Below are 25,979 nucleotides of genomic sequence, written 5' to 3' on the forward strand. Positions count from 1 at the left end.
TAAAATGGCTAAAACGAAAGTACATGTAATTCCGCATTCACATTGGGATAGAGAATGGTATTTCACTTCAAGCCGTTCGACAATCTATTTAGTGAAGCATTTAAAAGAAGTAATTGAAACTTTAGAAGCGAAAGAAGATTACCATTTTTACTTAATGGATGCTCAAAGTTCTTTAATAGAAGATTATTTGCGCTACTGCCCGGAAGATAAAACTAGATTAGAAAAACTTATTACTGATAAACGACTTATTACAGGACCTTGGTATACACAAACGGACCAATTAGTCATTTCACAAGAGTCGATTGTTCGAAACTTACTATATGGGACGAGGATTGCATATGAAATGGGGCATAGCATGGCTGTAGGTTATGTCCCGGATGCATTCGGGCAAGGCGGAAATATGCCGCAAATTTATAAAGAATTTGGGATTTCGAAGTTTCTATTTTGGCGTGGAGTTGCCGATAATCGCTTGAAACAAACGGAATTTATCTGGCGTGGCGATGACGGGACAGAAATGCTGGCTGAACAAATCCCGTTCGGCTACTACTATGGAGCCAATATTCCAGAAAATGAAGCAGAACTAAAAAAATACTTGGATGAACAAATTGGTGCTTTAGAAAAGAAAGCTTTGACGCCAAATGTCTATTTTCCAAATGGGTTAGACCAAGCGCCAGTTAGAAAAAATTTACCAGAATTGGTTGCGAAATTTAATGAATTAGATAGCACGCGTGAATACCAAATTGCTTCACCAGAAACATTTTTCGCTGATTTAGAACAAGATGTGATGGATTTACCGGTAATTGCTGGTGAATTGACAGAAGGAAAACATAGTCGCTTGCATAAATCGATTTTTTCCACACGAGCTGATTTAAAACAAGCAAACAATGAAATTGAAAACTTTTTGAGCAATGTGTTAGAGCCAGTTCTTTCTGTAAGCTATTCACTTGGAAATCGCTATCCGCATAACGAACTCGCAGAAATTTGGAAGTTAATGTTTGAAAATGCTGCGCACGATAGCATTGGTGGCTGTAATAGTGATACTACTAATCGCGACGTCAAACATCGGTATAAATTGGCATCTGATTTAGCAACCAATTTACTCGATTTAAACATGCGCCTTATTAGTGAAAAAATCGAACAAAAACAAGCGTTCCAATTTACCATTTTCAACCCACTTCCATACGAAAAAAGTGGCGTTATCAAAATGTCTGCTTATATTCCAGATGACAATTTCACGATGGAAGATACGCAAGGAAACACTCTTCCATATACTATTTTGGAGCAAACGGACTTAACAGAATATGTCTTAAACCAACATATCGATCTCAACCCAAGTAAAGCCGTTTATTTACCCAAAAAAGTCTTTTTAGCAACGATGCTTGTAGAAGTAAACAACCTCCCAGCGCTTGGATACGACACGGTTTACTTTAATTTGGAAAAAGAAACTGCTGAGCAAGAACCAAAACAATCTACGGCTTCAAAAATCGAAAATGAATTTTATGAAATCCAGTTAGCGGACAACAACTCACTAACTATTCATGACAAAAAAGCGAATAGAACTTATACAGATCAAATGGTTTTTGTTGAAAATGGAGACGATGGCGATTCCTACAACTATTCTCCGCCTCGTAAAGACCTAGTAATTACATCTAAAGAAGCGGTAGTAGATAGTATGGATTCGAGTGTATCTAGCGTCAACCAAACATTAACTATTTCCTTCAAGTTAAATGTGCCGTATAATTTAGAAGAACGTGCTAATCGTGAAAAAAGAAAAGAAATGACTATCAAAACGATAATTTCTTTACGAAAAAACGAAGAACTTATTCGCTTTGATGTTCAAATCGCTAACAAAGTATTGAGTCATCGTTTATGTGTCACTTTCGCCACCGAAATTGCTAGCAAATTCTCGACAGCCGACCAATTATTCGCGCCAATTAAACGTCCTGTTCGACTTCCAGAAATGGATGTATGGGAAGCGGAAGAATGGCAAGAAGCACCAATTTCAATTGAAGCAATGCAGAGTTTTGTCAGTTTACACGATGAAGTGCACGGGGTTGCTGTTATGACAGAAGGCGTGCGCGAATATGAAATCATTGGTGACAATTATGATACGATTTCGCTAACCTTATTCCGTACATTTAGCCATATGGGTAAAACAGATTTACTGTATCGTCCTGGTCGTGCTTCCGGTGAGTCAATTGTTGCGACACCTGATGCGCAACTACTTGGCGAAATAAATGCGACATTCGCGCTCACTTTATTCGAAAGTTCTTTTGACGAAGCGAATATAGCAAAAAAAGCAAAAGAATACCTATCCAATCCACCTGTTTATCAAATGTCTGATTTTCTTAACGGCCGGTTGATTTATGTTTATCGCGACGAAGAAAAAACATTAGATGCAACTTATAGCTTAAAACTTCCAATGTTAGATGGGGCGATTGTTAGTGCAGTGAAAAAAGCTGAAGATAGTGAGGCGTTTATTACCCGCTTTTTCAATCCATACTTACAAAAAGAAATTGCTATTCCAGAAATTTTCCAAGGCAAAGAATGTCACTTGGACGAAAATAAATCAAATGAGAAACAAACCACATTAAAACATGCAAAAGTCCAAACTTATTTATTTGAAAAATAATGGATAACTACCGTAAAAAGGAGCTGCTAAAATGGGATACTTCGCTTATAAACGTTTGGAAACATTATATGGCATGCTCCTTGATGCTGGTAGCCACTTATCAGCTCAGAAACTCAGCCAAGAATTACATATTTCAGAACGAACGATACGAACGGATATCGCGAAATTAACTGAATTTCTAGAGAATCACGGAGCGACCATAACGCTTACTCGAGGCGCGGGGTACAAAATAGAAATCCTTGACCCAGCTGCCTTTCAAGCTTTTCAAAATGAAAAGAACAAACCGAAAAATGCGGATTATTTTGATTTAGATAATCCAGAAGAACGCGTAAAATACGAGATTTTCTTGCTTTTATCAAGTGCGGATTATATTAAATTAGAAGATTTAGCAGATACTATTTATGCTAGCCGAGCAACTATTTCGAACGATATGAAACAAGTTCGAAAAGTCATTGCATCGTATGATTTAACGCTTGTTTCTAAGCCTGGTAGCGGTGTGAAAATCGTTGGGGAAGAAGAAAAAATGCGTTACACTTTAACAGCACTGATTGCTTCCAAAAAGGCGCCAGAATCGTATTTAGAAACATTTTTCGAATGGCATAAACAAAAAGATAAACTGCAAAAATTAATGTCAGCTGTGACAGATTATTTCTTTGCAACGAATATTCGCTTTACTGACGAAGCACTTCAAAACCTTTTACTACATATGATGATTCTTGTGGAACGAATTGAGCTAGGCCATTCATTAGAACAGTTTGAATTAACGGATGTCAGTGAAGAAGAAATCGTAATAGCCAATAAATTAGCTACTATTTTAGAGTCCCTTTTCGAAATAACCATTTCATCTGCTGATAAAAATTATTTGCTTCTTCAAATCGCCAGTAAGCGGATATTGAATGTAGAAGATAAAGAAATTAGCGAATTTGATGATTATGCTTATATTGAAGGGATGCTTAACCGAATTGAATCGCACTATTCCTATCATTTACAAGATGATTTACAACTCAAAAAGGACTTGATTGCACATATTCATTCGATGTTATATCGTGTGAAATATCATATGACAGTTAAAAATCCAATGACTGAACATATTAAACGTTATTATCCACTTGCATATGAAATCACACTAGATGCAGTAGAATCCTTAAAAAAAGATTACCCTTATGATATTAATCAAAATGAATTAGCCTATTTAGCCCTTCATATCGGAGCATCTCTTGAACGAAATTACCAAATTTCTTATTACCGGCATAAATCAGCTTTAATTGTTTGTGGATCAGGCTTTGGAACCGCGCGAATCGTCGAAGCAAAAGTGAAATCAGCTGTGAGCAATTTGGACATTACAAAAGTTGTCTCGATTCAAGAATATAACCGTTTTATCCATATTGAAGAAGATATTATCCTGTCTACTGTAAGAATTCCTGAAAAAAATAAGCCAGTCATCAAAATCAGCAATATTCCAACTAATGAAGAATTAAAAATGCTTGGAGCCATTATTCAAGAACAAACTGATTCTAACCGAGGTTTCCTTTCAAACTTCTTTACGGCTGAATTTTTTGCAAGAAGTGAATTAACTAGTAAATCAGCTATTCTGAAAGAAATGGTGAGCTCTTTGTATAAAAATGATATAGTTGGCACAGACTTCTTAGGTTCTGTACTGGAACGAGAAAAGCTAGGTTCAACGGTTCTAGGAACTGGAATAGCGATTCCTCATCCACTTGGTTTGATGGCAAAAGAAACTAAAATAGTTATTCGGATTTTAGATAAACCGATTAAATGGGACCAAAAACAATCTGTGCATGCTGTTTTTTTACTATGTATAAGTAAACATGATTATGAGGAAGCTATCAATATATATGAGTTGCTTGTAGAACTTGTCCGTGAAGAATACGGAGAAAAACTTGCCAATTTAACTAACTTTCGTGAATTTACTACTTTAGCAAAGGATATTTTAAAGAAAAAATGAAGGCTGCATCTATTTTTTAAAGATGTAGCTTTTTTCGTGAATTTTTCGTGAATATTTTTACTTTTCCATTTGGTGAAAGTCGATTTCATGGTACACTATAAAGATAATAAATAAACAGATGGAGGATTTAATGAATAGACAAGCAGAATTTATTTTAATTATTGTTGGTGCATCTTTTAGCATTTTAACGTTTTTTGGAGCGACATTATATACATTGGTTTTTGGTATTAATGCAATGCTCATGTTGGATATGCCAACGACTTATGGTGGAGGAGGAGAAGCCATTATTTTATGGATATTTACTTTCTTTTCAATAATCGCCGTACTTTTTACTTTAGCCTCAGCAATTTTTGGTTTCATCGGAGCCTTTAAAATTAAAAATAACGGTCCTAAAACAAAACTATTCGGTGTGTGTTTTATTGTTTTAGGAGGATTACAAGTGTTCACTATTCATGGAATTTTATTTTTGATTGCCGGTATTTTAACGGTTACAAAAAAAGAATATCAGACAAATCTTAAAGAAGGCGAGGGGATAAAATGGGATTAGTAGTAATGTTCTTTCCAATATTAATGATTTTTTCCTTAATGCTCGGTCTGGCTGCAAAAGCTCTTTTAGCAATTTGGGTTTATAAAGATGCAGAACAACGCGGAATGAATGCGATTCTCTGGTGTCTGCTAATGGTTTTCGTAAATGTGTTAATCATCTTAGTTATTTACCTTATAGTCCGTACAAAAGGAGAAGTAATGAAGAAAAACCTTGGTCTCCTGTTTGGTGGTCTAGGTGTGGCTGTAGTAAACACTTTTATAGCAATTATTGTTTTTATTATTATTATTTTTTCCGTAGCAAGTGGTGGCGGTGGAATGCACAATATGATGGACGGCTATAACTATGATGACAACTATAATTACGATGATAGTTATGATTATGATACAGATACATGGGATGATATCTAATGACTTCAACAAGAATCTGCTACCTAATATAGGGGCAGATTCTTTTTATATTAATGCAAAAAGGGTATAGACTATAAAAACTAGAAATTTGGGCAAGGGGAACTGCTAAATGGATACGGTTATATTAATCACGGTTATCATTGTGATAATGGGGTTAGCATTTGATTTTATTAATGGTTTTCATGATATTGCCAATGCTGTTGCTACTAGTATTTCAACAAGGGCATTAAAACCGCGAGTAGCAATTGGGATTGCGGCAGTCATGAATTTTTTAGGAGCTATATCTTTTACAGGGGTAGCAGAATCACTTACAAAAAGTATTGTCGATCCATTTTCACTTGGTAATGGTGAATTTGTTGTGTTATGTGGCTTAATTGCAGCAGTGATTTGGAATTTGATGACTTGGCTTGTTGGAATGCCAAGTAGTTCCTCGCATGCGCTGATTGGTGCGATAGCCGGGGCTTCCATTGCGTCAGCTGGCAGTTTTAGCGTACTTAACTGGTCGGGTTTTACGGTAATTATTATTGCACTTATTATTTCGCCTATTATTGGTTTTACAGTGGGTTACTTCATATATTCTCTGTTTAAAAAACTTTTTCATGATAAAAAACTGGGGAAAATGAACCGTCGTTTTCGCTTTATTCAAATCGGGACAGCTGCAGTGCAAGCTTATTCTCATGGAACAAATGATGCACAAAAGACGATGGGGATTATCACATTAGCTCTAGTAGCTAGCGGGCTTTTAAAAGAATCAGCTGGAATTCCTTTTTGGGTTCAAGTAAGTTGCGCGGCTTCAATGGCCATTGGATCATCTGTCGGTGGTTATCGAATTATTAAAACAGTAGGCACAAAAATCATGAAAATCACACCAGTAACAGGTGTTGCCTCAGATTTAAGTTCACTTTCAGTAATTATGACAGCCACACTGATTCATTTGCCGGTCAGCACAACACAAGTAATTGATAGCTCTATTATGGGTGTTGGAACTGCTAATCATAAAAAAGAAGTCAATTGGCGCACAGGGAAAAATATGGTGGTCACATGGTTTATCACTTTGCCACTAGCTGGACTTTTGGCAGCAGTGGTATACTGGATATCAGCAGCTATTTTCTTATAAGAAGGAGGATTTTTAATGAAAATTGAACATATTGCTTTATGGACGACGGATTTGGAAAAAATGAAAGACTTTTATGTAAAATATTTTGGTGTAACAGCCAATGACTTATATGAAAACAAGACAAAAGGTTTTACATCTTATTTTTTATCATTTGAAAATGGAGCCAGACTTGAGATTATGAGTCGGACAGATGTAACTGGGAAAAATCTTGGAGAAAATTTAGGATGGGCGCATATTGCTATTTCAACTGGTACAAAAGAAATGGTTGACGAACTAACAGAAAAACTAAGAAAAGATGGTTTTAAAGTTGCTGGAGAAACGAGAACAACAGGGGATGGATATTACGAAAGTGTTGTGCTAGATCCAGAAGGAAATCGTATCGAAATAACTTGTTAATATTGATTTGTCAGCAACTAAATAATCATGTAAGATACAGGTAATACATATTAATAATGAGGTGAAGTTTGTGGATATCGTAACGAATAAAATCGTCGTAGAAAAATACAACTTTGAAACAATTTTGGAAGAAGACAAGCAGTTTGAAAACAAAATTGAATTAGAAGTCCATGAAGTCGAGCCAGTCAATGGAAATGTAGAGCTAATGGCAAAAGGTAAAATTTTTAAAATAACGATTCCTTTTTTATTAGTTCTTGAAAATTTTCGAATTGATGGTAGAATAAGCCGTATTATACAATTAAAAGATTTTTTTGGTCAATTTTCAGACTTAGAAGTGGTGGATGTGGAAGGATTATCCAATCCATTAATTGATTATATCAAGCGTTTAACTTATGAAGTAACCGAAATTGCGTTTGATGAGCCAGGGGTTAGTTTAGATTTTAACGCTAATCATAATGGCTAGTTAGGAGAGTAAATGCGTCAATATATGAAAATGGTGCGCCCATTCGATTTTATTATTATTGTGTTATTGATTTTGGGTTCGTTTTTACCTTTAATATTATTTTCTGTCGCTGAAGCTAAGAATGCGGGCGATGATGTGATAGCTATTATTTCGCAGGACGGGGAAGTTATTCGGGAAATTCCGCTGACTGGCCACAAAGGAAATGAACAATTTACTATTAAAGGAAAAGGCACACAATATAATTTGATGGAAGTAGATGGCGAAAGAATTCGTATCAAAGAAGATAACAGCCCAGACCAAGTAGGCGTCAAAATGGGTTGGAAATCCAAAGCTGGTGACACCATTGTTTGTTTACCGCATAAAGTCTTCGTAGAAATTAAATCAACAAGCAAAACAAGCAAAGACCCTGATTCAGATTTAATTGTGCCAAATTAGAAAAAACCCAGTAATTTCATTTAAGAAATTGCTGGGTTTTTTCGATGGCATTATTAAGTCGTATAGTTTATTTTTCTGAAAATACATTATAATGCATATTGGCTTTACTTAATATATAAAGACTGCCGCCACTTAAAGCAATGGCTCCATATATCGCTATAGTTGAATTAGCTTTTATCCAATCAAAACAAGAATCAAAAAACGGCAGAAGCCAAACGTTTTGGAAAGAAGCAACTAAAACAAGTACGAGTATAAAAAAACAAATAACTGTTACAAGCCATAATAAACACGTTTTTTTAAATAAAATGATAGAGAACATTAAAACGAGAGAAATAGCAGTTCCTATTAAGAAAACAGTTTGGAAACTTTCAGGCATAGCTTTATCTGAAAGCATTTTCCTATAATAACCATACATTAAAAGCCCGTATACTACAACAAAAATAGAATTTACTTTTAATAAAAGTTTGCGTTTTTTACTCATTTAACGACCATACTTCGTGTTAATAGCATCAATAATACTATCATATGTGTTACCAGTGGCAATAGCATAAATGGCTAAAATCATAACTATTACAGCTGCAACTATACGGATTGGCCTAACAACTATTTCTTGATTATTTTTCTTAGCTTTAAAGATAGGGTAAATCGAGTATACTACATACAGTACCGATACAATTAGAATTACATAGGTAAAAATCTGTGGTGTCATGCTTTGTTTCCTCCTAGGTGTATTATGATGTAAATGAATGATAATAATTCTAAACATCAACGAAATTATAGCATATATATTATTAAATTCAAAACTTTTTTAAAATAAAAATTTTACTCAAAACCACATAGTGTTAAACCTTGTGCTTTCGCTTGAGCTATTGTAACAGTTGTTTCGCCATTAGAGTTATTTAAGCCACGACAGTTTTGATCATAATGATATCTTTTGCCGGTAGCCGTAATATAAACCATTTCTCCTTGTTCATTGCTTGTGCTTGGAGCAGAAGCCGCTCTTTGTTCGTTTGCTCGTTTTGTTTCAGCAGCTTTTTTCTCAGCGGCTACTCTTTTCTCAGTAGCTTTTTTTTCTTGCGCTATTCTTGCTTCTTCTGCTTTTTTTTCAGCAGCAACTTTGGCGTCGGCTGCACGTTTTTCCTCTGCAGCAATCTTTTCTTGCTCAATGCGTGCTTCTTCCGCTTTTTCCGCCGCTAAACGTTCTTCTTCGGCTTTCGCTGCAAGTTTAGATTCATAACCTGGGCTTAGTTTTAAAGAAAGTGTTTGTTCTTCTGTTTTCCCATCAATCATAATAGAAAGTACGACATCTTGGGCTTTATCCAACGAATCAACTGAAAAACTAAATGCTCCATCGTCGTCAGCAGTACCTACTACATCTGGAATATTACTGAAAACAACTCTTACTTCCGCGCCAGGATTGGTTTCTCCTTCTATTACTATCATCCCATCATCATTTGTGGTAAATGTATTTTCTGTTTTTAAAATGGGTGTAACAGTAACTTCTTTGGTTTTTTCTTCCTGTTTTGGCTTCTCATTCGAAGCCTCTTCTTCAGCAGTTGGAATTATTCCAATACCGATTATAATTGCTAAAATAGAGCTAATAATTACAATTTGTGTCTTCTTTTTAGGCCAATTTCTCTTTCTAAAACGTAAAAGTCCAAAAATCAACACACCAATCCCTACAAGAAACAACAAAGTTCCTAGTCCCGTCATAATTTTTAATCTCCCTCTCCCTTTTTTTGTCAATCACTTTATTATAGTCATAATGTAACTTTTTTCACAAGAGAAATTAAAAGGGAAAAGCTATTTTTTTATACGTTCTGCTATCGCGCTAAAGAAAATGCCGCAAAAAAGCATAGAAACCATAAAAATTGTTACAGATTTCATCCATATAGTACTCGAAAAAAATAAAGTACTCCTATTAAAATAATGTAAGCACGGTCCAATGAAAGATAGTAAAAAACTAATAGGAATAAAACAAAAAGCTAATTTAGCAAATTCTTTTAAATTTTTTTCGATAATAATCATCCCTTCCATTAAAACTTTCACAAGGAGTATACTATAAAAAATGGCAAAATTGAACCCTCTTGAATAATCGAGTTGATTGCTTTATCATGAAAGGGGAGAAACTCTTGGAGGTGCATATAATGACAAAGTCACTTGAAGAAATCGGTACCGAAATTGGCGCTAAAACAGAAAAAGTTGTTCGTAAATCTGGAGAAGTTGCTGGAACTGCTGCTAAAATCTCCGTTTATAGTTCTGTTTGGGCTGTAAAAATGAGTATAAATAAATCACGGTCTTTTATTGAAGGCTTCAAACAAGGTTGGTCAAGTAAATAAAGGTATAAGAAAAGGGAGAAACTCTATTGTTAAACTACTTATCTTCACTAAACCCGGTATTACTAGCGCTTCTTGCCGGGATTTTCACATGGGCTTGTACAGCAGCCGGCGCATCACTTGTATTTTTCTTTAAAAATTTAAATAAAAAATGGGGCAATATCATGCTTGGTTTCGCTGCTGGTGTTATGTTAGCTGCGAGTTTTTGGTCCCTTCTTGCACCTGCGATAGAAATGAGTAAGGATTTAGGGAAATTTTCTTTTGTTCCTGCTTTAGTTGGTTTTTTACTAGGGGGAATATTTTTACGGGTGATTGACCGAATTATTCCCCATTTACATTTTGGATTTCCTGAGCAAGCAAAAGAAGGGCCGAAAACTTCCCTTCGAAAAAGTATTTTATTAGTTTTATCTATTACTATTCATAACATTCCAGAAGGAGCAGCTGTTGGGGTTGCATTTGGAGCAGTAATAACGGGAGACACAGAAACACTTATAACTGCTATTGTGCTGGCTTTAGGTATTGGTATTCAAAATTTTCCAGAAGGAGCAGCTGTTTCCATTCCCTTGCGCGGAGAAGGACTTTCTAGACGGAAAAGTTTTTGGTACGGTCAATTATCTGCGGTTGTAGAACCTGTTTTTGCAGTTATTGGAGCAGTATTAGTCGTTTTTGTCACGCCAATATTGCCTTTTGCATTAGCTTTTGCTGCAGGAGCGATGATTTTTGTAATAGTGGAAGAATTAATTCCAGAATCACAAGTGGAAGGATCAACAGATTTAGCAACTGCGGCAACTATGGCTGGTTTTGCAGTGATGATGGTTTTAGACGTAGCATTAGGATAAAAACATGTTAAAAAACGTTCTCTAATATTTGCGGATTGCGTTTTTTTGCGGTAAAATTAATAGTGAAACATTTCACAATATGCTAGTTTTCAGGGGTAATCCTGTAACTATACTTTGGACACGGAAAAAAGCTCCCACTTTATCCGTGTCTTTTTTTACAATTTTTGGTCCTTTCTTCCTGTTTTAGTACAAAAACTAGAATCTTGTGTATATTCCTGTATAATTGGTGTATAAGAGAAACTGGGGAAGGTTTTTCTTAGGTGAGGTGTATAATGTGAAGAAAAGGTGGATTAGAATTTCACTAGTCGCTATTCTCATTATTGCCGTGGTTTTTATTGGTGTGAAGGGATTTCAACGATACCAATTTTCAAAGTCGCGCAACAAGGTAATAATGCAGATGGACAGACTAATGAAGGATCAAAGTGGAAGTGACTTTCACCGTTTGGATAAGAAAGAGAATGGAGTAGAAATTATTTCTTATATTCCTAAAACTACTACGAAAAAAGACAACATTACTGTCCAGAAAGAAGTTAACAAAGCTGCTGATTTAGAAAGAAAGAAGCTTGATAATGAAAAGGATGAAGAAGGGATAATCTTTTATACTTTTCAAAAGCAGAAACTGGCAGAAAATGTTGTATCTTATAAAATTGAACAACATGAGTATGTAAAAGAAGGGCAAACCAAATTAACACTTAAAAGTAAAAAAGACGTTTGCCAAAACATTGTGACAGATGCAGAAACAGGGGATCTGCTGACACTTGGGGAGGTTCTACTAAAAAGCAACGATACGAAATTTAACATTAAAACCGCAGTAGAACAAGAACTAATAAAATCAGGGGATATTCCTTTAAAAGATATTGGGAATCTTGGGGAAATTAAAGGTATTACTAATTGGGAGGAAACTAATTTTGGGTTAACAGATACAGATTTAATTTTACCAATTAATGTACCAGGTTATCCAAAATTAAAGAAAGTAAATTTAAAACTGGCTGATATTGCGAGCTATGTAAACAAAAAATATATACCAGCTGGTGTAGAGATTCCATCAGCGCAAAAAGCAGTATCAGGTAAGAAAATTGCACTTACTTTTGACGATGGCCCGAGCCAGACAGTTACACCAAAAGTACTCGCTACACTGAAACGATACAACGCAAAGGCAACATTCTTTGTTCTTGGTTCACGAGTACTAGAAAATCCGGATTTGGTGAAACAAGAACTTGATGAAGGGCATCAAGTGGGAAGTCATTCATGGGATCATCCGCAATTAACGAAGCTTTCTAATAAAGAAGTGTATGACCAAATTTTAAAAACACAAAAAGTGGTTTTTGATCAAACTGGGTATTTTCCGACAACGATGCGTCCACCTTATGGCGCAATAAATAAAGAGGTTGCGGAAGAAATTGGTATTCCAATCGTGCAGTGGTCTGTGGACACAGAAGATTGGAAAATTAAAAATCCAAAAGCAGTTACAAAGAAAGTAATGGCGAACGCATCGGATGGAGCAATTGTACTTATGCATGATATTCACCCAACAACAGGAGATAGCCTAGATAAAACGCTGAAACTATTAAAAAAACAAGGCTATCAATTTGTAACTGTAAATGAACTATACAATGAAAAATTAAAAATTGGTAAACAATATTTCGATGCAAATGATTCCAGAATGGTAAAATGAAAAAAAGTGGTAGTTGAAATGAGCAATCATTTTGGCTATCACTTTTTTTGTGTAAAGATTTCTTTACAGTTTTAATAATATATTTTATAATGAATGTAAAGATATCTATACATGGCGGTGAGTGCATGAAAGTAATAAATAAAGTGAAAGAAATACGGACAGAAAAAGGTATTTCACAGACTGATTTAGCCTTAACTTTAGAAGTTTCGAGACAAACTATTCATGCTATTGAAAAAGGAAAATATAATCCAAGCCTGGAGTTAAGCCTAAAGATGGCGCAATATTTTCATTTAACAATTGAAGAGATTTTCAAACTGGAGGAGAACTAACATGAGACAATACAAAGTAAAAAGAGTACTAACAATTATAGTTGCTTGCCTTTATTCATTTATGTTGATGAGGATTGTTCAAGGAGTGAATTTATTTGGAGATATGGTGACGGTTATTGTAGTAGTTTTAGCTATTTTGATTGGATCTACAGGAACTCTTTTACTATCTAAAGATAAAGCTCAAGAAGAATATGTGAAAGATAAGCTAGAAAAAGATGAAAGGTACATCAATATCCGCAAAACTTTTTCCTTTTATTTTATTATAGTAGTTGCTGGGATAATTCCGATAATATTGGTTTTGTTGAATCTAAATGGAATAGAACAAGTTTCTCTTTCAAGTCTAGCAATCTTTCTTATTGCAATCAGTTTAATTTACACCATCATGCTTGATATTATTAGAAAAAAAGTATAGAACACCCGAATTTTAAGCAAAATAAAAAACATCCAACTTTTTCGTTGCATGTTACCTAGCATTTACCAAATTTTGGTGACAATGCCATAAATACTATTATGTGTAATCCAACCATTCACGTGTTTGTGATTATTAGAAATTTGATATTGCTTACCGCGGATTTTACTGATTTTATGTGTAAAAAAGCTACCGCGAACTTTGCAAAATACGATATCGTCGACTTTGAGTTCTCTCGTGCCAATTGGTTCTAAACGAACAGGTTGCATCGATTTAATCAAAGGTAACATCGAATTTCCGCCTTCTTTATAACGCTCAATGGTTTCGCCACGTCTCAGTATCTCTACTGCATCTAGGCTTCTCATAGTTATGCTCCTTTCTTATTGTTGAAATAACCATAACAAAATAAATAAGCTAAGTCAACGAAAAATTTTGCTGACTTAGCTTATTTTTTTAATGGTTCCGGTTTGCGAGTTGAATAATCCAACCTGCTACGGGAAAAATGATGAATAAAACCGTCGATATTTGTGGTGCAAAAAAGCTAATAATACCAAGTGAAATGACAAAAATAAAGCTTGAAATTCGAAATTTCCAATTATCCATACCGTAATCTTTTCCTTTTGCCGCGTGATGTAGTAGTTGGAAAATCACGGAAGTAATCAAAATAGTAATAACAAACCCAATAATTGGTGCGGTCATATCTGGATGTTTCATAATAGCTCTTGTAAATAGAGGAATAAGTGATAGGATTAATAAAAATAGAATATTAAATAATACAGCAGAAGCCGAAATAGTTGTTACTTTATCGAATAGTCTGCTATGAGAATACCAAAATTGTCCGATGATTAATCCGCCTTCTATAAATATAAAAATTTCCCATAAAAAAGCTTGTGTACTTGCAGCTGTAAATGTATCAGGTAAAGTCATTCCTAAAACAATGATAGTGATTATAATAGCAAAAACGCCATCGCTAAAAGCTTCCAATCTGCCTTTTGTCAAAGGTTCGCCCTCCCTTCCATGTCTTGTTTATTTATGTTGTGGGCTCGTTTAGTATAGCATATTTTATAAGCAAACAAGGAGTAGCAATGTAACACGAAAAAAATCTGATATAATAGAATAAAATTAACTTTAAAAGGAGCTTAAATAATTGATTAGAGCTATTTCTGTAGATATGGACGGGACTTTTTTAGATGAGAATGGTGAATATAATCGTGCTAGATTTGAAAGAATTTATGCAGAATTAGTGAAGCAGCAGATTAAATTTATTGTTGCGAGCGGAAATCAATATTATCAGCTAAAATCTTTTTTTCCTGGGAAGGATGAGGAACTTTTTTACGTTGCTGAAAATGGAGCAGTTATTTTTCATCAAGGGGAACTTCGGAGTGTGAATCGTTTTGAGAAGGGATTAGTTCAAAAGATTTTGCGGACGTTGATTCAAGATTATCAGGATTTGCAAGTGATTCTTTGTGGGGTCAAGAGTGCGTATTTGTTAAAAGCAGCGGATTCGAATTTTAAAACATTTGCGAAAAAGTATTATTTTGAATTACAAGAAGTGGATTCGTTCGATGTGCTTCCGGATGATACATTTATTAAGTTTGCGCTGGATGTGGAAGTGACTAAGACTGGGCAAATTGTGGAAGATTTGAATCAAACGTTTAATGGAGAAATTCGTGCTGTCGCAAGTGGTCACGGAAGTATCGATATTATTATTCCGGGTGTGACGAAAGGGAGCGCCATTCAGCAACTATTGAATGAATGGCGAGTGGCTCCAGATGATTTACTCGCTTTTGGGGATGCGAATAATGATATCGAAATGTTGCAATTAACTCCGAATAGTTACGCAATGCAAGAAAGTAGTCCGGAAGTCTTTGCTACTGCAAAATATATTGCTCCTTCTAATAAGGAGGCGGGCGTGTTACAAGTTATAGAAGATTATATGGAAAAAAGCCAGAGACCTTGATATGGTCTTTGGCTTTTTCTATTTCAATAAACTAAGAAATACGACGCCCACCATAATTAGCAGTATGCCAGAAAGGATAAAGGTCCATTCCAGTGGGCTTTTTTTCTGTTTGAAAATGAGAATGCCGCCAATTGTTGCGACGATGACACAGGCTTGCGAAATCGAGAAGCTTGTAGCAACACCAAGAACAGCAGTCGCTAAAAACATGCCTAGATTGGCAATTGACCACGACAATCCGGTCATTAAGTTGAATGTAACATTTTTCCGGGAAATAGCAGTCTTTTTCGCTAAGTTAATACAAATGGCGCATGTCAGCATCCCGATTGCTTGTGGTAAAATGATAGAAAAGCCAGTGACATCAAAAAGCTGGTTTGTCACTACGTAAAGCGTTAAAAAGAAGGAAGATAGAATAACGATACCGTAGACATGAAATGAAACCGACTCCGTGATATGATTCCCGCGTTTTTGAAACCCGGTCATTACAACTCCAATCAAGATTAAAATTACTGCAACAACTCCAATGATTACAGCCGTAACTGTTTGCCATTCCTGGAATACGAGAACGGCGAAAAGCGTTGCGCCAACTAGCTGAGTTCCGTTTGAAATCGGCATTGCCTTCGCGACACTAGAAGCCGCAATCCCTTTAAACTGTAGTAATTGCCCAAAACTCCAAAAGATGCCTGAAACAAAACTCACAATAAAAGAAAGAACTGTTATTTCTGGTGATAAAATCCAGAATAAAATGAAAGCAAATAATAACGCACTAATCGAAGTCCCTAGTAATTGTTCCTCAGGGGTGCTCTTTCGTAAGTTCGCAATTATTGGCATAAATCCCCATCCGAGAACAGGGAGTAACGCAATAAGATAAATAGACATAAATAAGCTTCCTTTCTAGGTTAGTGGTGCTACTCAAATCTACCATTCTCCAAAATGAACAGCAATATCCCAAAATTACGGTATTCAATGCGGTAATTTTCGTAGTTTTCTGGGGATGAGGCTTTGTAATAGAATAAGTGTAGGGAAAGGAAAATCAAAAATGAAAGCGGTAACGAAAATGATTGCAAATCGCGAAAAAAATATCATTCAGTTTCTAATGAAGACAGGTCAAACACGTGTTGGAACCATCGCGAATCATCTCGGACTTTCAGAAAAAACCATCTCAAATTCACTGAAAGAAATCGATATTTTCTTAAAGGATTTTGATATGACCGTCGTACGTAAACCAAAAATTGGTGTCTACATTGAAGGCGATAATAAAGCTTTTGCTCAGGTAAGTAGATTCCTAGATAACAAAGTCAGTCAAATTCCAGCAACGAAAGAAGAGCGGGTTATCTACATTTTTAGTAAATTGCTTAAAGCAGACGACTATATTACGATTCACCAACTTGCAGATGAACTTTATATTAGCCGAAGCACGATTGAAAAAAATATGGTGGAAGTCACGAAAATGCTGGAAAAAGAAGGCATTACCTTGTACAAGAAACCTAGTAAAGGTATGAAGTTACTTATTAGTGAACGAGAAAAGCGCGCTTTAACATCGAAATTTATTACTAATTTTTGGGGCAATAATTGGTATTTAAAACAGGAAGGCGAAAAAGTGCTCCAAGCTTTCGATACCATTCAAGCTGATGTCACTGGGATTTTTCCAGAAGAAGGCTTGAAAGAAATCATTGCAATTGTGCAAGCTTTCAGCGAGCGTCATGATTTTACATTTACGGATTATGCTTTTCAGTCAATTGTTATTCACCTTGCGATTGCGGTAGAGCGAATTCGTGAAGGAGAATATGTGGAAAACGTGGAAAGCGATCCAATGAAAGATGCGTTTGAGTCGCAGCGTGGTAACACGGAAATCCTCGTCAATATGTTAGAAGAACGTTTGAATATTAAAATTCCAGCCTTTGAAGTTGGTTATATCCAGTTACATTTAACGGCTGCTTATAATCAACAACATGATGAACTGCTTGTTAGTAATCAACCACAAGAAGACGATGTTGCTGAATTTGTTAGTAAATGTTTAGCGGAAGGGGATTACGATAAAGGTTTGCTTGACGACCTAACGACACATATGAAGTCCGCTATTAACCGTTTAAAACTCGGTATGCATTTTAAAAATCCTTATCTCAGCAAAATTAAGCAAAACTTTCCCCAAGCGTTTGAAGAAGCGCTCTACTTTAAAGCAAAATTTGAACAGAAGTACGATGTGCAAGTAAATGAAGATGAAACAGCGTATATTGCGTTACATTTTGAAGCATATAAAGAAAGAAGTCGCTCTTTCCCCGACCAAATTCGAGTTGTGCTTGTATGCAGTACTGGGCTTGGTTCATCCAGATTACTCGCAGCTAGAATTAAAAAATATTTTCCAATGATTACGATTGAAAAAATACTGTCTGTTCAGGCGTTAATGGAGACCGAAGTCGATGTGGATTTAGTCATTAGTACAATCTATCTCGAACTAGAAGAGATTCCAAGTATTGTAGTCAGTCCAATGATGAGTAAAGCCGATTTACAACAAGTCGAAAGTCAAATCGAGCGAACAAGACGCAAGAAAAAGAAACGAAGCCAGCCATTTGTTGACTTAATTCAACCGAAAACCATTTTTGCAAAGTTGGATGTTGCGACAATGGAAGATGCAATTGCAGAAATTGGTGGCAAGTTGGTGGAGCAAGGCATTGCTAAGCACGGCATCGTGGAAAGTGCGCTGAAAAGAGAAGCCTTGTCATTCACTTCTTTTGAAGAAATGGCGACACCGCATGCAGAACCAGCGCTTATTAATGAATCGTGCATTGCTATCGCGACACTTAAACACCCAGTGAAATGGGGCTTAGTCGATGTGGATAAAATCTTTTTTATCGCTCTGACAGAACAAAATGGCATTCATTTAGACGCAATGTATGAACAGTTTTATAAATTTATTGATAATAAAAAATGGCTTGAAAAGCTGACACAACTAAAAAGTGCCGCAGATATTTATGAGCATTTGTTAAAGGATGGGATGTAATGGAAGTAAAAGATATTTTAACAAAAGAATTAGTTGTTTTTGATTTAGAAGCAACGACCAAAGAAGCAGCAGTGGAAGAAATGGCGGAAATACTGAATAAACATGGCATTTTAGCAGATAAAGCGACATATATTCAAGCCGTTTTGGAACGAGAAGCGCATTCAACAACTGGAATAGGTAATAACATTGCTATCCCACACGGAAAAAGTGAGAGTGTGACAAAATCAGCCATTGTTTTTGCAAGAACGAAAGAAATGATTGAGTGGGAATCACTGGATGATGAACCGGTAAACATGATTTTTTTACTGGCAATTACTGATTCCGACAAAACAAACGGACATTTGAAAATCCTTGCTGAAATTGCAACGAAACTAATGGACGATGATATTGTCGAAAGTTTAAAAAACACAAGAGACGAAGAAGAAGTCATTCGAATTTTAAATGGAGGCGTAGTAGAGATATGAAACGTAAAATTATTGCAGTAACCGCATGTGCGACAGGTGTTGCGCATACTTATATGGCAGCGCAAGCACTTAAAAAAGGCGCGAAAAAAATGGGTAACCTTATTAAAGTAGAAACACAAGGTGCCACAGGAATTGAAAATGAATTAACAGAAAAAGACGTAAATATTGGCGAAGTAGTCATTTTCGCAGTAGATACAAAGGTACGTAATAAAGAACGTTTTGATGGCAAAGTAGTACTAGAAGTTCCAGTAAGTGCACCAATTAAAGACGCGGAAAAAGTAATCAACGCAGCACTTGCGTTAATTGATGAAAAATAAGGAGGAGCAACCATGTTTAAGAAAATTGGGAGTGAACTAAAAAAACATGTTTTAACAGGTATTTCATATATGATTCCGCTCGTTATCGCGGGTGCCGTAATTATGGCGATTGCTCGAGTTGGCGGTTCGTTTTTCGGAATTACAGATATTTGGGACGCGAAATATGCAGACAGTGCGAATAGCTTCATTTCGTTACTACACAGTTTAGATGGTTTTGGTGGCTTGGCGCTTGGAATGATGTTCCCGGTTATTGCCGCATTTATCGGGTATTCCATTGCGGACAAATTAGCACTAGCACCTGGTCTTGTTGGTGGTTTGCTGGCACGTGATATCGGTGCCGGTTTCCTCGGGGCTCTCGCAGCTGGTCTAATCGCTGGTTACACATGTCTTTTAATTAAAAAATATGTGAAATTGCCTAAAGCGGCGGCTTCTATCGTACCAGTATTTTTAGTTCCAGTTTTTGGGACACTTATTACAGTTCTTATAATTAATTATGTCGTTGGTATTCCTTTTGCAGATTTAAATACTGCCCTTGAAAATTGGCTTAATGGTATGTCTGGATCGAACCAAATTTTGATGGCTGCTATTATTGGCGCAATGGTTGGTTTTGACTTAGGCGGACCTGTTAATAAAGCAGCTGTAACAACGGCGATGGCACTTTTAACAAGCGGAATCTATGCACCCAATACAGCAGCGCAAGTAGCGATTATTATTCCGCCACTTGGTCTTGGTTTAGCTACTTTAATCGCAAAACGCAAATATAATGCAGAAATGCGTGAAGCAGGGAAATCCTCGCTTATCATGGGACTAGTTGGGATTAGTGAAGGGGCAATTCCTTTCGCGGTGGAATCCCCACTTAAAGTTATTCCGGCTACAGTGCTTGGTTCAGCTGTCGGCGGGGCACTTGCGGTAGGACTTGGTGCGATTAACCAAGCGCCAATCAGTGGGTTTTATGGCTGGTTCACAGTAGAAAATTGGCCTGTTTATATTTTAGCTATTGCAGTTGGAACATTAATCGTTGCGGGTATGTCGGTTGCTTTACGGAAAGCAAGTGCCGGTGAGGAAATGGCAGGCTCTAGCTACGATGATGAAATAGACGAAGCGGAATGGGAAGCATAAAAAACGGAGGTAATTATGGTTAAAGCACATATTGTGAACCATACGCATTGGGACCGAGAGTGGTATTTCACCTCTGCCGATGCACTGGTTCTAAGTGAACAACTTTTTACAGAAGTGATTGACGAATTAAAAAAGCATCCAGAAGCAAACTTTGTACTGGATGGACAATTGTCGATTTTAGATGATTATGTTGCGCTTCATCCGGATAAATTAGCAGAAATTAAGCAGCTAATTGCAGATGAACAACTTTTTATTGGACCGTGGTTTACGCAAACAGATGCCTTCTTCGCGCATGGTGAGTCGATTTTGCGCAATGCGATGATTGGGATTTTTGATAGTAAAAAATATGGCGACTATATGAAAATTGGGTATTTACCGGATACATTTGGTTTTAATGCCCAAATGCCAACTTTACTTGAACATGCTGGATTTGATAATGTGATTTTCTGGCGTGGGATACATTTGGGAGAGCATGTCACATCTCCGTATTTTAAATGGCAAGGGCTGGGTGAGAATGTTTCTATCTATGCTATCAATATGCCACAAGGTTACGGCACAGGGATGCTACTTGAACCAACAGCTGCATATGTGGATGGACGCCTTGATCCAGCAATTGATTTTATTGAAAAATATAGTAAAACGGCAGAAGTTTTAATTCCATCTGGAAATGACCAGCTGAATATTATTAGCAATTTTGCCGAAAAATTGGCGGAAATCAACAAGATGGGACGCCATGATTATCAACTTAGCACCTATCAAGATTTTATTCAATATGTAAAAGAGTTGCCAGATTTAGAAACCTATCGTGGTGAATTTAGAAGTCCGGTGTTAGCGCGTGTGCACAAAACAATTGGCTCAAGCCGGATGAATATAAAGCTGAACAGCGCTTCTTTGGAGCAAAAACTCTTAACGCGTATCGAGCCACTACTTGTTATTGCCAAAGCATCTGGAATTTCTATCAGCGAGCGTTTACTAATGCATACCTGGAAAAAATTACTAGAAGGTCAAGCACATGATAGTTTGGCAGGTTGTGTTTCTGATCCAGTTGCTGAAGATATTTTACATCGGATGAAAGAAGCGGATGAATTATGTGATAGTATCGAAAACACAATTGTAAAGAAAATTGCGGATGATTTGGAACTAAATGCAAATGAAATTTTAGTTTTTAATACGGATTTACATGATTTTGACGGATTTAAAGAAATTCAAATAGTAACTGAACATAAAAACATCCATTTTCCAGCGTTTCAGAATGCGACAATTGTTAAAGAAGAATTTATTCCATCGCGTGAAAATGTGCTGGAAGAAACGCCAGCCGGGAACCGTTTTATTGAAGAACCGGGTTATTTTGTGCTTCAAGTACGTGTGAAAATCGAGTTGCCAGGTCTTGGTTACCGAGTAATTGCTTTTGAAGAAAACGACCGCGAACTGGATTCGATGTTTGCTGCTAACGATGCCACTATCCAAAATGAAACCTATAAAATCACTTTCCAAGATGGAGAAATTTCTCTTGAAAAACCAGATGGTAAGCGCATAACTTCCTTCATTAGTATAGAGGATGATATAAATGCAGGTGATACGTACGATTATTCACCGCTAGCAGGAGATATTGCAGAGTTGTTCTCTTTTTCCAAAGCAAGCACTGAGAAATCAAGTGAAGTAGAACGTTTAATTTTGACTGGAAAGAATAATTTTCCACTTGATCGTTTGACGAAAGAAGGGAATGGCAGGCTACAAATCAAACTAATTTTGGAGCTGAAAAAAGGTAGCGAATTACTAGATGTTAAGGTTGAAGTGGATAATCAAATTAAAAATCATCGACTACGCTTAAAAGTCAATACAGGTGTGCATACGGACTCCAATATTGCATCGCTTCCGTTTGGTTATATCAAAAGAATGCCAGAGGTTCCGGAGAATTGGCAAGAAACCTACAGCGAAATGCCAATTGATATCGAACCACTTGAACAAAACGTGACGCTAACTAGTGAAACGGAAAGTTGTACAATTTTCACACGTGGAATTAAAGAATATCAACAATTGGACCAACATATAGCACTGACACTTCTCGCAACAACAGGTCAACTTGGAAAACCCGACTTAGCATATCGACCAGGCCGGGCATCAGGCGACACAACAAAAAAAGGTCATGTACTCATCGAAACAGAGGGCGCCCAGTTACTTGGCAAACATTCATTCACTTTAGCCATTTACCTAGATAACCAAGCTTTCAATGAACGAAAAACCGCAGAACGAACAAAAGATTTCAACCAAGCAAACGTGTCCTATCAACGTCAGCCGTTCAATCATTTTTTACATCGTTTAGACAACAAAATCCAGAAAACGGAACGAAAATTAGGCGCAAAACAAACATTAGCTATGTTAAATTTACCAAAAGAATATTTAGTTTCAGCATGTCACCCATCATATTATCATGCAAACAAATACATCATTCGTATAGAAAACCCAACCAACCTACCCCAAAAGTTGGAATTACCAAATATGCGATTTGACTATGTAAATGCTATCGAAGAAACCGTCGAAAACCAAGACAACACGATTCCAGCATATGGCGCTGTCACACTAAGATTAGATTTATAAAAAGAAAACTTGCTCAAAGCTTTTATTTTGAGCAAGTTTTTTGTATTAACCGCAAAAATTCTTTAGAAGCACTCGAAAAAGTTTGATTCTTTTTCCAAACAATACTAATGCCAGCAGTAAGCGGCGGTGAGAAAGGAACGAACTTCAGATTCGTATTTTCCGTGTTGATAATACCATCAATACAGAGAATACTAGCAATATTTTCTTTAGCCAAAAGCGAGGCATTATAAAGTAAATTATATCTCCCAATAACATTCAATTGTTCAAAATGCTCACCAAGCCAACCAGCTAGTTGATTATCAATAAAAGACTGGTTAGAAACGACTATCGGATTCGCTTGAATACAACTCGGAGTAACAGCATCTTTTTTCGCTAACGGATGTGTTATATTAACTAAAATTCCCCAAATATCTTCTAAAGGAAGTGGTAAATAGTCATATTGCAGTTTTTCAACTGGATTAATCACCAACCCAAAATCCAGTAACCCGCGTTCAATTTTTTCTAGAACGTCATCAGCATTACCGCTATGCAATTGAAAAGTGATTTCTGGATGTTTTTCTCTTAATTTATGAAGAACGCTGCCGATAAATTCAAATCCTCTTGTTTCTCCAGCCCCAATGGTTATTTCTCCGCTAATTGTTTCGTTTTGCAGTAAATTCGAGGTGGTTAATTCCACTAATGATAAAATTTCTTTCCCCCGGTTCGCTAAATAAAGTCCATCCTCAGTCAACGTAATGGAACGATTTCCGCGAATAAATAAAGTTACTCCTAGTTCTTCCTCTAATTCTTTCAATTGTTTAGAAAGTGTCGGTTGAGAAAGATGAAGCACTTCTGCAGCTTTACTAATCGTTTTTTCACGTGCAACAGTTAAAAAATAATTCAACACACGAAGCTCCATTAAAATCATCCTTTCCTATAGATAAAAAGAATAGTTGGGTATGCTTTATAAGTATTATTCAATTATAACTTCCCTCGCTATAATTAAGAAGTAAAAGATTTTCGAGGGAGGGAAACACGTGATAGATTTACAAAAAAGGCTAATCGATAAAGAAATTCTGCAAGGGTCCCTGTTGTTAGACGAAATTCATCAAGTAAAGCAAAATAATGAACAACTTATCATGGAACTAAATACCAACTATCATTCCAAAAAAGAAGTCATCAAATATTTAAGTGAAATTACCGGTAAACAGGTGGATTCAACCGTCGAAGTTTCGCTTCCTTTTTACAGTGATTTTGGGAAACACATTACTTTTGGAAAAAATATTTTTATTAATTTAAATGTTACTTTCGTAGATTTGGGCGGGATTACTATTGAAGATAATGTTTTAATTGGTCCAGGTGCAAGACTTGTGACCGTCAATCATTTAATTAGTCCCAAAAAAAGACGTGGATTACGAGTAGCGCCGATTTGTGTGAAGGAAAATGCTTGGATTGGAGCGAATGCGACGATATTATCAGGCTTGACAATTGGTGAAAATGCCATCGTTGCTGCTGATTCTACTGTTACAAAAGATGTTCCAGCAAACGTTATTGTCGCAGGAAATCCAGCCAAACAAATCCGTAAAATTATCGAGGAATAAGGAGAGATAACAAATGACTATCAAAAATAAAGTAATCATTATCACTGGAGCATCGTCTGGAATTGGTGAAGCAACAGCCTTACTTTTAGCTGAAAAAGGGGCGAAATTAGTTCTTGCTGCTCGTCGCGTGGAAAAGCTTGAAAAAATCGTTCAATCCATTAAAGCAAGTTCCGGAGAAGCAATTTTTATGAAAACGGATGTGACAAAACGCGAAGATAATAAGAAATTAGTAGAGTTAGCCATTGAAACATATGGAAAAATAGATGCCATCTTTTTAAATGCAGGAATCATGCCGAACTCCCCATTATCCGCTTTAAAAGAAGACGAATGGGAGCAAATGATTGATATTAATATTAAGGGTGTCTTAAATGGTATTGCTGCCGTCTTACCTTCCTTCATCGCCCAAAAATCCGGACATATCATCGCAACTTCTTCTGTGGCAGGCTTAAAAGCATATCCTGGTGGAGCAGTATATGGTGCAACAAAATGGGCTGTTCGTGATTTGATGGAAGTTTTGCGAATGGAGTCAGCCCAAGAAGGAACCAACATCCGCACGGCAACTATTTATCCAGCCGCCATCAATACAGAGTTACTAGAAACCATCACAGATAAAGAAACAGAACAAGGGATGACAAGTTTATATAAACAATATGGCATCACCCCTGACCGCATCGCAAGCATTGTCGCATACGCCATTGATCAACCCGAAGACGTAACCATAAACGAATTCACCGTCGGACCAACCAGCCAACCATGGTAAGTAGAAAAACCTTGAATTGATTATTATCGATTCGAGGTTTTTTGGCATTGCAGGAGCTGATTAAACATGGTATCTTAAATTGAAAACGCTTAAAAAGGAGAATAACCAATGAACCGTAAACAATTAGAACAATTAAACCAAAAGTGTCTTTATGAAGTATATGATGACGAGCAAGAAACAAATGATTTTCGTGTAGGATATATCAGAGCTATTTTTGATTCGTTCATTATACTGGAAAGATACCATACTAGAGTGGGATTTGATGGATTTGCACTCGTGGCAAATGAAGCTATTTTTAAAGTTCAACAAGATACTCAATATCTTAAACCGTATCAAAATTTAAACCGACCTCAGAAACAAATACCTGAATTAAGTAAGAAAGGCGATACACTATTGAATTTTCTTGAGTGGACGAAAAAGAACAACAAATTAGTGGAAATAATGACTGTCTGGGATGAGCTAATTATTGGAACAATAGAAGCGATTGAAGAGGATTTAGTGATAATTAATGTGGTTGCACCAGAAGAATTTTCATCTGACGGGAAATGCTTTATAGAAAGCGACAATATTGTAGATATTTGTATTGATACAGCGCGACTGGAATTTATTACTTCTTGACTATTAAACGATAA

29 protein-coding genes are annotated in these 25,979 nt (G+C 36.3%); 22 read left to right on the top strand and 7 right to left on the bottom strand.

Annotation, left to right across the window (positions count from 1 at the left end; translation table 11 throughout):
• The first annotated feature begins 4 nt into the window (after positions 1-4).
• From mngB to LWE_RS01915, 8 genes are all read left to right on the top strand, one after another.
• Positions 5-2,632: a mannosylglycerate hydrolase gene (gene mngB / locus LWE_RS01880; RefSeq protein WP_011701216.1), complete on the top strand. Its 2,628-nt coding sequence runs from the start codon at positions 5-7 to the stop codon at positions 2,630-2,632.
• Positions 2,633-2,663: 31 nt separating this feature from the next.
• Positions 2,664-4,598, top strand: a complete 1,935-nt coding sequence (locus LWE_RS01885; protein WP_011701217.1) for a BglG family transcription antiterminator — start codon at positions 2,664-2,666, stop codon at positions 4,596-4,598.
• Positions 4,599-4,728: 130 nt separating this feature from the next.
• Complete coding sequence (locus tag LWE_RS01890) at positions 4,729-5,145, top strand: DUF4064 domain-containing protein (protein ID WP_011701218.1); 417 nt, start codon at positions 4,729-4,731, stop codon at positions 5,143-5,145.
• Positions 5,136-5,552: a hypothetical protein gene (locus LWE_RS01895; protein WP_041176301.1), complete on the top strand. Its 417-nt coding sequence runs from the start codon at positions 5,136-5,138 to the stop codon at positions 5,550-5,552. Before LWE_RS01890 ends, LWE_RS01895 begins: the two co-directional genes overlap by 10 nt.
• A gap of 109 nt (positions 5,553-5,661) precedes the next feature.
• Complete coding sequence (locus LWE_RS01900; RefSeq protein ID WP_011701220.1) at positions 5,662-6,669, top strand: inorganic phosphate transporter; 1,008 nt, start codon at positions 5,662-5,664, stop codon at positions 6,667-6,669.
• Between the two features lie 15 nt (positions 6,670-6,684).
• Positions 6,685-7,065, top strand: a complete 381-nt coding sequence (locus LWE_RS01905) for a VOC family protein (protein ID WP_011701221.1) — start codon at positions 6,685-6,687, stop codon at positions 7,063-7,065.
• A gap of 70 nt (positions 7,066-7,135) precedes the next feature.
• Entirely contained in the window at positions 7,136-7,528 is a 393-nt protein-coding gene (locus LWE_RS01910; RefSeq protein ID WP_011701222.1) for a DUF1149 family protein, read from the top strand.
• A 12-nt stretch (positions 7,529-7,540) separates the two neighbouring features.
• The gene (locus LWE_RS01915; protein ID WP_011701223.1) at positions 7,541-7,963 is read left to right on the top strand and encodes a NusG domain II-containing protein; all 423 of its coding nucleotides are present in this window, start codon (positions 7,541-7,543) and stop codon (positions 7,961-7,963) included.
• A gap of 67 nt (positions 7,964-8,030) precedes the next feature.
• Here the strand turns inward: LWE_RS01915 and LWE_RS01920 are convergent, their stop codons facing one another.
• The 3 genes from LWE_RS01920 to LWE_RS01930 all read right to left on the bottom strand — a co-directional run bounded on the left by LWE_RS01920 (position 8,031) and on the right by LWE_RS01930 (position 9,676).
• Positions 8,031-8,444: a hypothetical protein gene (locus tag LWE_RS01920; protein WP_011701224.1), complete on the bottom strand. Its 414-nt coding sequence runs from the start codon at positions 8,442-8,444 to the stop codon at positions 8,031-8,033.
• On the bottom strand, positions 8,445-8,672 hold the full coding sequence (locus LWE_RS01925) for a hypothetical protein (protein ID WP_041176302.1): 228 nt from the start codon (positions 8,670-8,672) through the stop codon (positions 8,445-8,447).
• Between the two features lie 113 nt (positions 8,673-8,785).
• Entirely contained in the window at positions 8,786-9,676 is an 891-nt protein-coding gene (locus LWE_RS01930; protein WP_011701225.1) for a hypothetical protein, read from the bottom strand.
• Positions 9,677-10,110: 434 nt separating this feature from the next.
• Between LWE_RS01930 and LWE_RS01940 the strand changes: the two genes are divergently transcribed.
• The 5 genes from LWE_RS01940 to LWE_RS01960 all read left to right on the top strand — a co-directional run bounded on the left by LWE_RS01940 (position 10,111) and on the right by LWE_RS01960 (position 13,554).
• Complete coding sequence (locus tag LWE_RS01940) at positions 10,111-10,302, top strand: hypothetical protein (protein ID WP_011701227.1); 192 nt, start codon at positions 10,111-10,113, stop codon at positions 10,300-10,302.
• Between the two features lie 26 nt (positions 10,303-10,328).
• A complete protein-coding gene (locus LWE_RS01945; protein ID WP_011701228.1) occupies positions 10,329-11,138 on the top strand; it encodes a ZIP family metal transporter in 810 nt (269 codons plus the stop codon).
• A 274-nt stretch (positions 11,139-11,412) separates the two neighbouring features.
• On the top strand, positions 11,413-12,813 hold the full coding sequence (locus LWE_RS01950; RefSeq protein ID WP_011701229.1) for a polysaccharide deacetylase family protein: 1,401 nt from the start codon (positions 11,413-11,415) through the stop codon (positions 12,811-12,813).
• A gap of 125 nt (positions 12,814-12,938) precedes the next feature.
• Entirely contained in the window at positions 12,939-13,142 is a 204-nt protein-coding gene (locus tag LWE_RS01955; protein ID WP_011701230.1) for a helix-turn-helix transcriptional regulator, read from the top strand.
• A gap of 1 nt (position 13,143) precedes the next feature.
• Positions 13,144-13,554 (top strand): hypothetical protein, encoded by a 411-nt coding sequence (locus tag LWE_RS01960; protein ID WP_011701231.1) that lies wholly within the window; start codon positions 13,144-13,146, stop codon positions 13,552-13,554.
• A gap of 62 nt (positions 13,555-13,616) precedes the next feature.
• Here the strand turns inward: LWE_RS01960 and LWE_RS01965 are convergent, their stop codons facing one another.
• Both LWE_RS01965 and LWE_RS01970 read right to left on the bottom strand, forming a co-directional pair.
• Positions 13,617-13,916: a hypothetical protein gene (locus tag LWE_RS01965; RefSeq protein ID WP_011701232.1), complete on the bottom strand. Its 300-nt coding sequence runs from the start codon at positions 13,914-13,916 to the stop codon at positions 13,617-13,619.
• An 88-nt stretch (positions 13,917-14,004) separates the two neighbouring features.
• Positions 14,005-14,550: a TMEM175 family protein gene (locus tag LWE_RS01970; RefSeq protein ID WP_011701233.1), complete on the bottom strand. Its 546-nt coding sequence runs from the start codon at positions 14,548-14,550 to the stop codon at positions 14,005-14,007.
• A gap of 148 nt (positions 14,551-14,698) precedes the next feature.
• Here LWE_RS01970 and LWE_RS01975 point away from each other — a divergent pair, with 148 nt between their 5' ends.
• Positions 14,699-15,511: a Cof-type HAD-IIB family hydrolase gene (locus LWE_RS01975; protein WP_011701234.1), complete on the top strand. Its 813-nt coding sequence runs from the start codon at positions 14,699-14,701 to the stop codon at positions 15,509-15,511.
• Positions 15,512-15,529: 18 nt separating this feature from the next.
• Here LWE_RS01975 and LWE_RS01980 read toward each other — a convergent pair whose 3' ends face one another.
• Positions 15,530-16,387 carry a GRP family sugar transporter gene (locus LWE_RS01980; RefSeq protein WP_011701235.1) on the bottom strand — a complete coding sequence of 286 codons (858 nt, stop codon included), beginning with the start codon at positions 16,385-16,387 and terminating at the stop codon, positions 15,530-15,532.
• 160 nt (positions 16,388-16,547) lie between these two features.
• Here LWE_RS01980 and LWE_RS01985 point away from each other — a divergent pair, with 160 nt between their 5' ends.
• The 5 genes from LWE_RS01985 to LWE_RS02005 are packed head-to-tail and all read left to right on the top strand — an operon-like array spanning position 16,548 to position 23,007.
• Positions 16,548-18,509, top strand: coding sequence for a BglG family transcription antiterminator (locus LWE_RS01985; protein WP_011701236.1), 1,962 nt, complete (start codon positions 16,548-16,550; stop codon positions 18,507-18,509).
• A complete protein-coding gene (locus LWE_RS01990) occupies positions 18,509-18,973 on the top strand; it encodes a PTS sugar transporter subunit IIA (RefSeq protein WP_011701237.1) in 465 nt (154 codons plus the stop codon). The genes LWE_RS01985 and LWE_RS01990 overlap by 1 nt, the downstream gene beginning before the upstream one ends.
• On the top strand, positions 18,970-19,290 hold the full coding sequence (locus LWE_RS01995) for a PTS fructose transporter subunit IIB (protein ID WP_003722977.1): 321 nt from the start codon (positions 18,970-18,972) through the stop codon (positions 19,288-19,290). The genes LWE_RS01990 and LWE_RS01995 overlap by 4 nt, the downstream gene beginning before the upstream one ends.
• 12 nt (positions 19,291-19,302) lie before the next feature.
• Positions 19,303-20,409, top strand: a complete 1,107-nt coding sequence (locus LWE_RS02000) for a PTS fructose transporter subunit IIC (protein ID WP_011701238.1) — start codon at positions 19,303-19,305, stop codon at positions 20,407-20,409.
• 15 nt (positions 20,410-20,424) lie between these two features.
• The gene (locus LWE_RS02005; RefSeq protein WP_011701239.1) at positions 20,425-23,007 is read left to right on the top strand and encodes an alpha-mannosidase; all 2,583 of its coding nucleotides are present in this window, start codon (positions 20,425-20,427) and stop codon (positions 23,005-23,007) included.
• A gap of 22 nt (positions 23,008-23,029) precedes the next feature.
• Here the strand turns inward: LWE_RS02005 and LWE_RS02010 are convergent, their stop codons facing one another.
• Complete coding sequence (locus LWE_RS02010; RefSeq protein ID WP_011701240.1) at positions 23,030-23,905, bottom strand: LysR family transcriptional regulator; 876 nt, start codon at positions 23,903-23,905, stop codon at positions 23,030-23,032.
• A 118-nt stretch (positions 23,906-24,023) separates the two neighbouring features.
• On the opposite strand from LWE_RS02010, the gene LWE_RS02015 reads away from it, so the two are divergent.
• From LWE_RS02015 to LWE_RS02025, 3 genes are all read left to right on the top strand, one after another.
• Positions 24,024-24,587, top strand: a complete 564-nt coding sequence (locus LWE_RS02015; RefSeq protein WP_011701241.1) for a DapH/DapD/GlmU-related protein — start codon at positions 24,024-24,026, stop codon at positions 24,585-24,587.
• 13 nt (positions 24,588-24,600) lie between these two features.
• Entirely contained in the window at positions 24,601-25,347 is a 747-nt protein-coding gene (locus LWE_RS02020) for an SDR family oxidoreductase (protein ID WP_011701242.1), read from the top strand.
• Between the two features lie 108 nt (positions 25,348-25,455).
• Positions 25,456-25,965 carry a hypothetical protein gene (locus tag LWE_RS02025; RefSeq protein ID WP_011701243.1) on the top strand — a complete coding sequence of 170 codons (510 nt, stop codon included), beginning with the start codon at positions 25,456-25,458 and terminating at the stop codon, positions 25,963-25,965.
• Positions 25,966-25,979: the final 14 nt, after the last annotated feature.

The organism is Listeria welshimeri serovar 6b str. SLCC5334, assembly GCF_000060285.1.
In the GTDB taxonomy this organism is placed as follows: domain Bacteria; phylum Bacillota; class Bacilli; order Lactobacillales; family Listeriaceae; genus Listeria; species Listeria welshimeri.

Bases quoted from the DNA above. Each gene is read 5' to 3' on its own strand.
- mngB (WP_011701216.1), top strand. From the start codon at position 5: ATGGCTAAAACGAAAGTACATGTAATTCCGCATTCACATTGGGATAGA.
- LWE_RS01885 (WP_011701217.1), top strand. From the start codon at position 2,664: ATGGGATACTTCGCTTATAAACGTTTGGAAACATTATATGGCATGCTC.
- LWE_RS01890 (WP_011701218.1), top strand. From the start codon at position 4,729: ATGAATAGACAAGCAGAATTTATTTTAATTATTGTTGGTGCATCTTTT.
- LWE_RS01895 (WP_041176301.1), top strand. From the start codon at position 5,136: ATGGGATTAGTAGTAATGTTCTTTCCAATATTAATGATTTTTTCCTTA.
- LWE_RS01900 (WP_011701220.1), top strand. From the start codon at position 5,662: ATGGATACGGTTATATTAATCACGGTTATCATTGTGATAATGGGGTTA.
- LWE_RS01905 (WP_011701221.1), top strand. From the start codon at position 6,685: ATGAAAATTGAACATATTGCTTTATGGACGACGGATTTGGAAAAAATG.
- LWE_RS01915 (WP_011701223.1), top strand. From the start codon at position 7,541: ATGCGTCAATATATGAAAATGGTGCGCCCATTCGATTTTATTATTATT.
- LWE_RS01920 (WP_011701224.1), bottom strand. From the start codon at position 8,444: ATGAGTAAAAAACGCAAACTTTTATTAAAAGTAAATTCTATTTTTGTT.
- LWE_RS01925 (WP_041176302.1), bottom strand. From the start codon at position 8,672: ATGACACCACAGATTTTTACCTATGTAATTCTAATTGTATCGGTACTG.
- LWE_RS01930 (WP_011701225.1), bottom strand. From the start codon at position 9,676: ATGACGGGACTAGGAACTTTGTTGTTTCTTGTAGGGATTGGTGTGTTG.
- LWE_RS01940 (WP_011701227.1), top strand. From the start codon at position 10,111: ATGACAAAGTCACTTGAAGAAATCGGTACCGAAATTGGCGCTAAAACA.
- LWE_RS01955 (WP_011701230.1), top strand. From the start codon at position 12,939: ATGAAAGTAATAAATAAAGTGAAAGAAATACGGACAGAAAAAGGTATT.
- LWE_RS01960 (WP_011701231.1), top strand. From the start codon at position 13,144: ATGAGACAATACAAAGTAAAAAGAGTACTAACAATTATAGTTGCTTGC.
- LWE_RS01965 (WP_011701232.1), bottom strand. From the start codon at position 13,916: ATGAGAAGCCTAGATGCAGTAGAGATACTGAGACGTGGCGAAACCATT.
- LWE_RS01980 (WP_011701235.1), bottom strand. From the start codon at position 16,387: ATGTCTATTTATCTTATTGCGTTACTCCCTGTTCTCGGATGGGGATTT.
- LWE_RS01985 (WP_011701236.1), top strand. From the start codon at position 16,548: ATGAAAGCGGTAACGAAAATGATTGCAAATCGCGAAAAAAATATCATT.
- LWE_RS01990 (WP_011701237.1), top strand. From the start codon at position 18,509: ATGGAAGTAAAAGATATTTTAACAAAAGAATTAGTTGTTTTTGATTTA.
- LWE_RS01995 (WP_003722977.1), top strand. From the start codon at position 18,970: ATGAAACGTAAAATTATTGCAGTAACCGCATGTGCGACAGGTGTTGCG.
- LWE_RS02000 (WP_011701238.1), top strand. From the start codon at position 19,303: ATGTTTAAGAAAATTGGGAGTGAACTAAAAAAACATGTTTTAACAGGT.
- LWE_RS02005 (WP_011701239.1), top strand. From the start codon at position 20,425: ATGGTTAAAGCACATATTGTGAACCATACGCATTGGGACCGAGAGTGG.
- LWE_RS02010 (WP_011701240.1), bottom strand. From the start codon at position 23,905: ATGGAGCTTCGTGTGTTGAATTATTTTTTAACTGTTGCACGTGAAAAA.
- LWE_RS02020 (WP_011701242.1), top strand. From the start codon at position 24,601: ATGACTATCAAAAATAAAGTAATCATTATCACTGGAGCATCGTCTGGA.
- LWE_RS02025 (WP_011701243.1), top strand. From the start codon at position 25,456: ATGAACCGTAAACAATTAGAACAATTAAACCAAAAGTGTCTTTATGAA.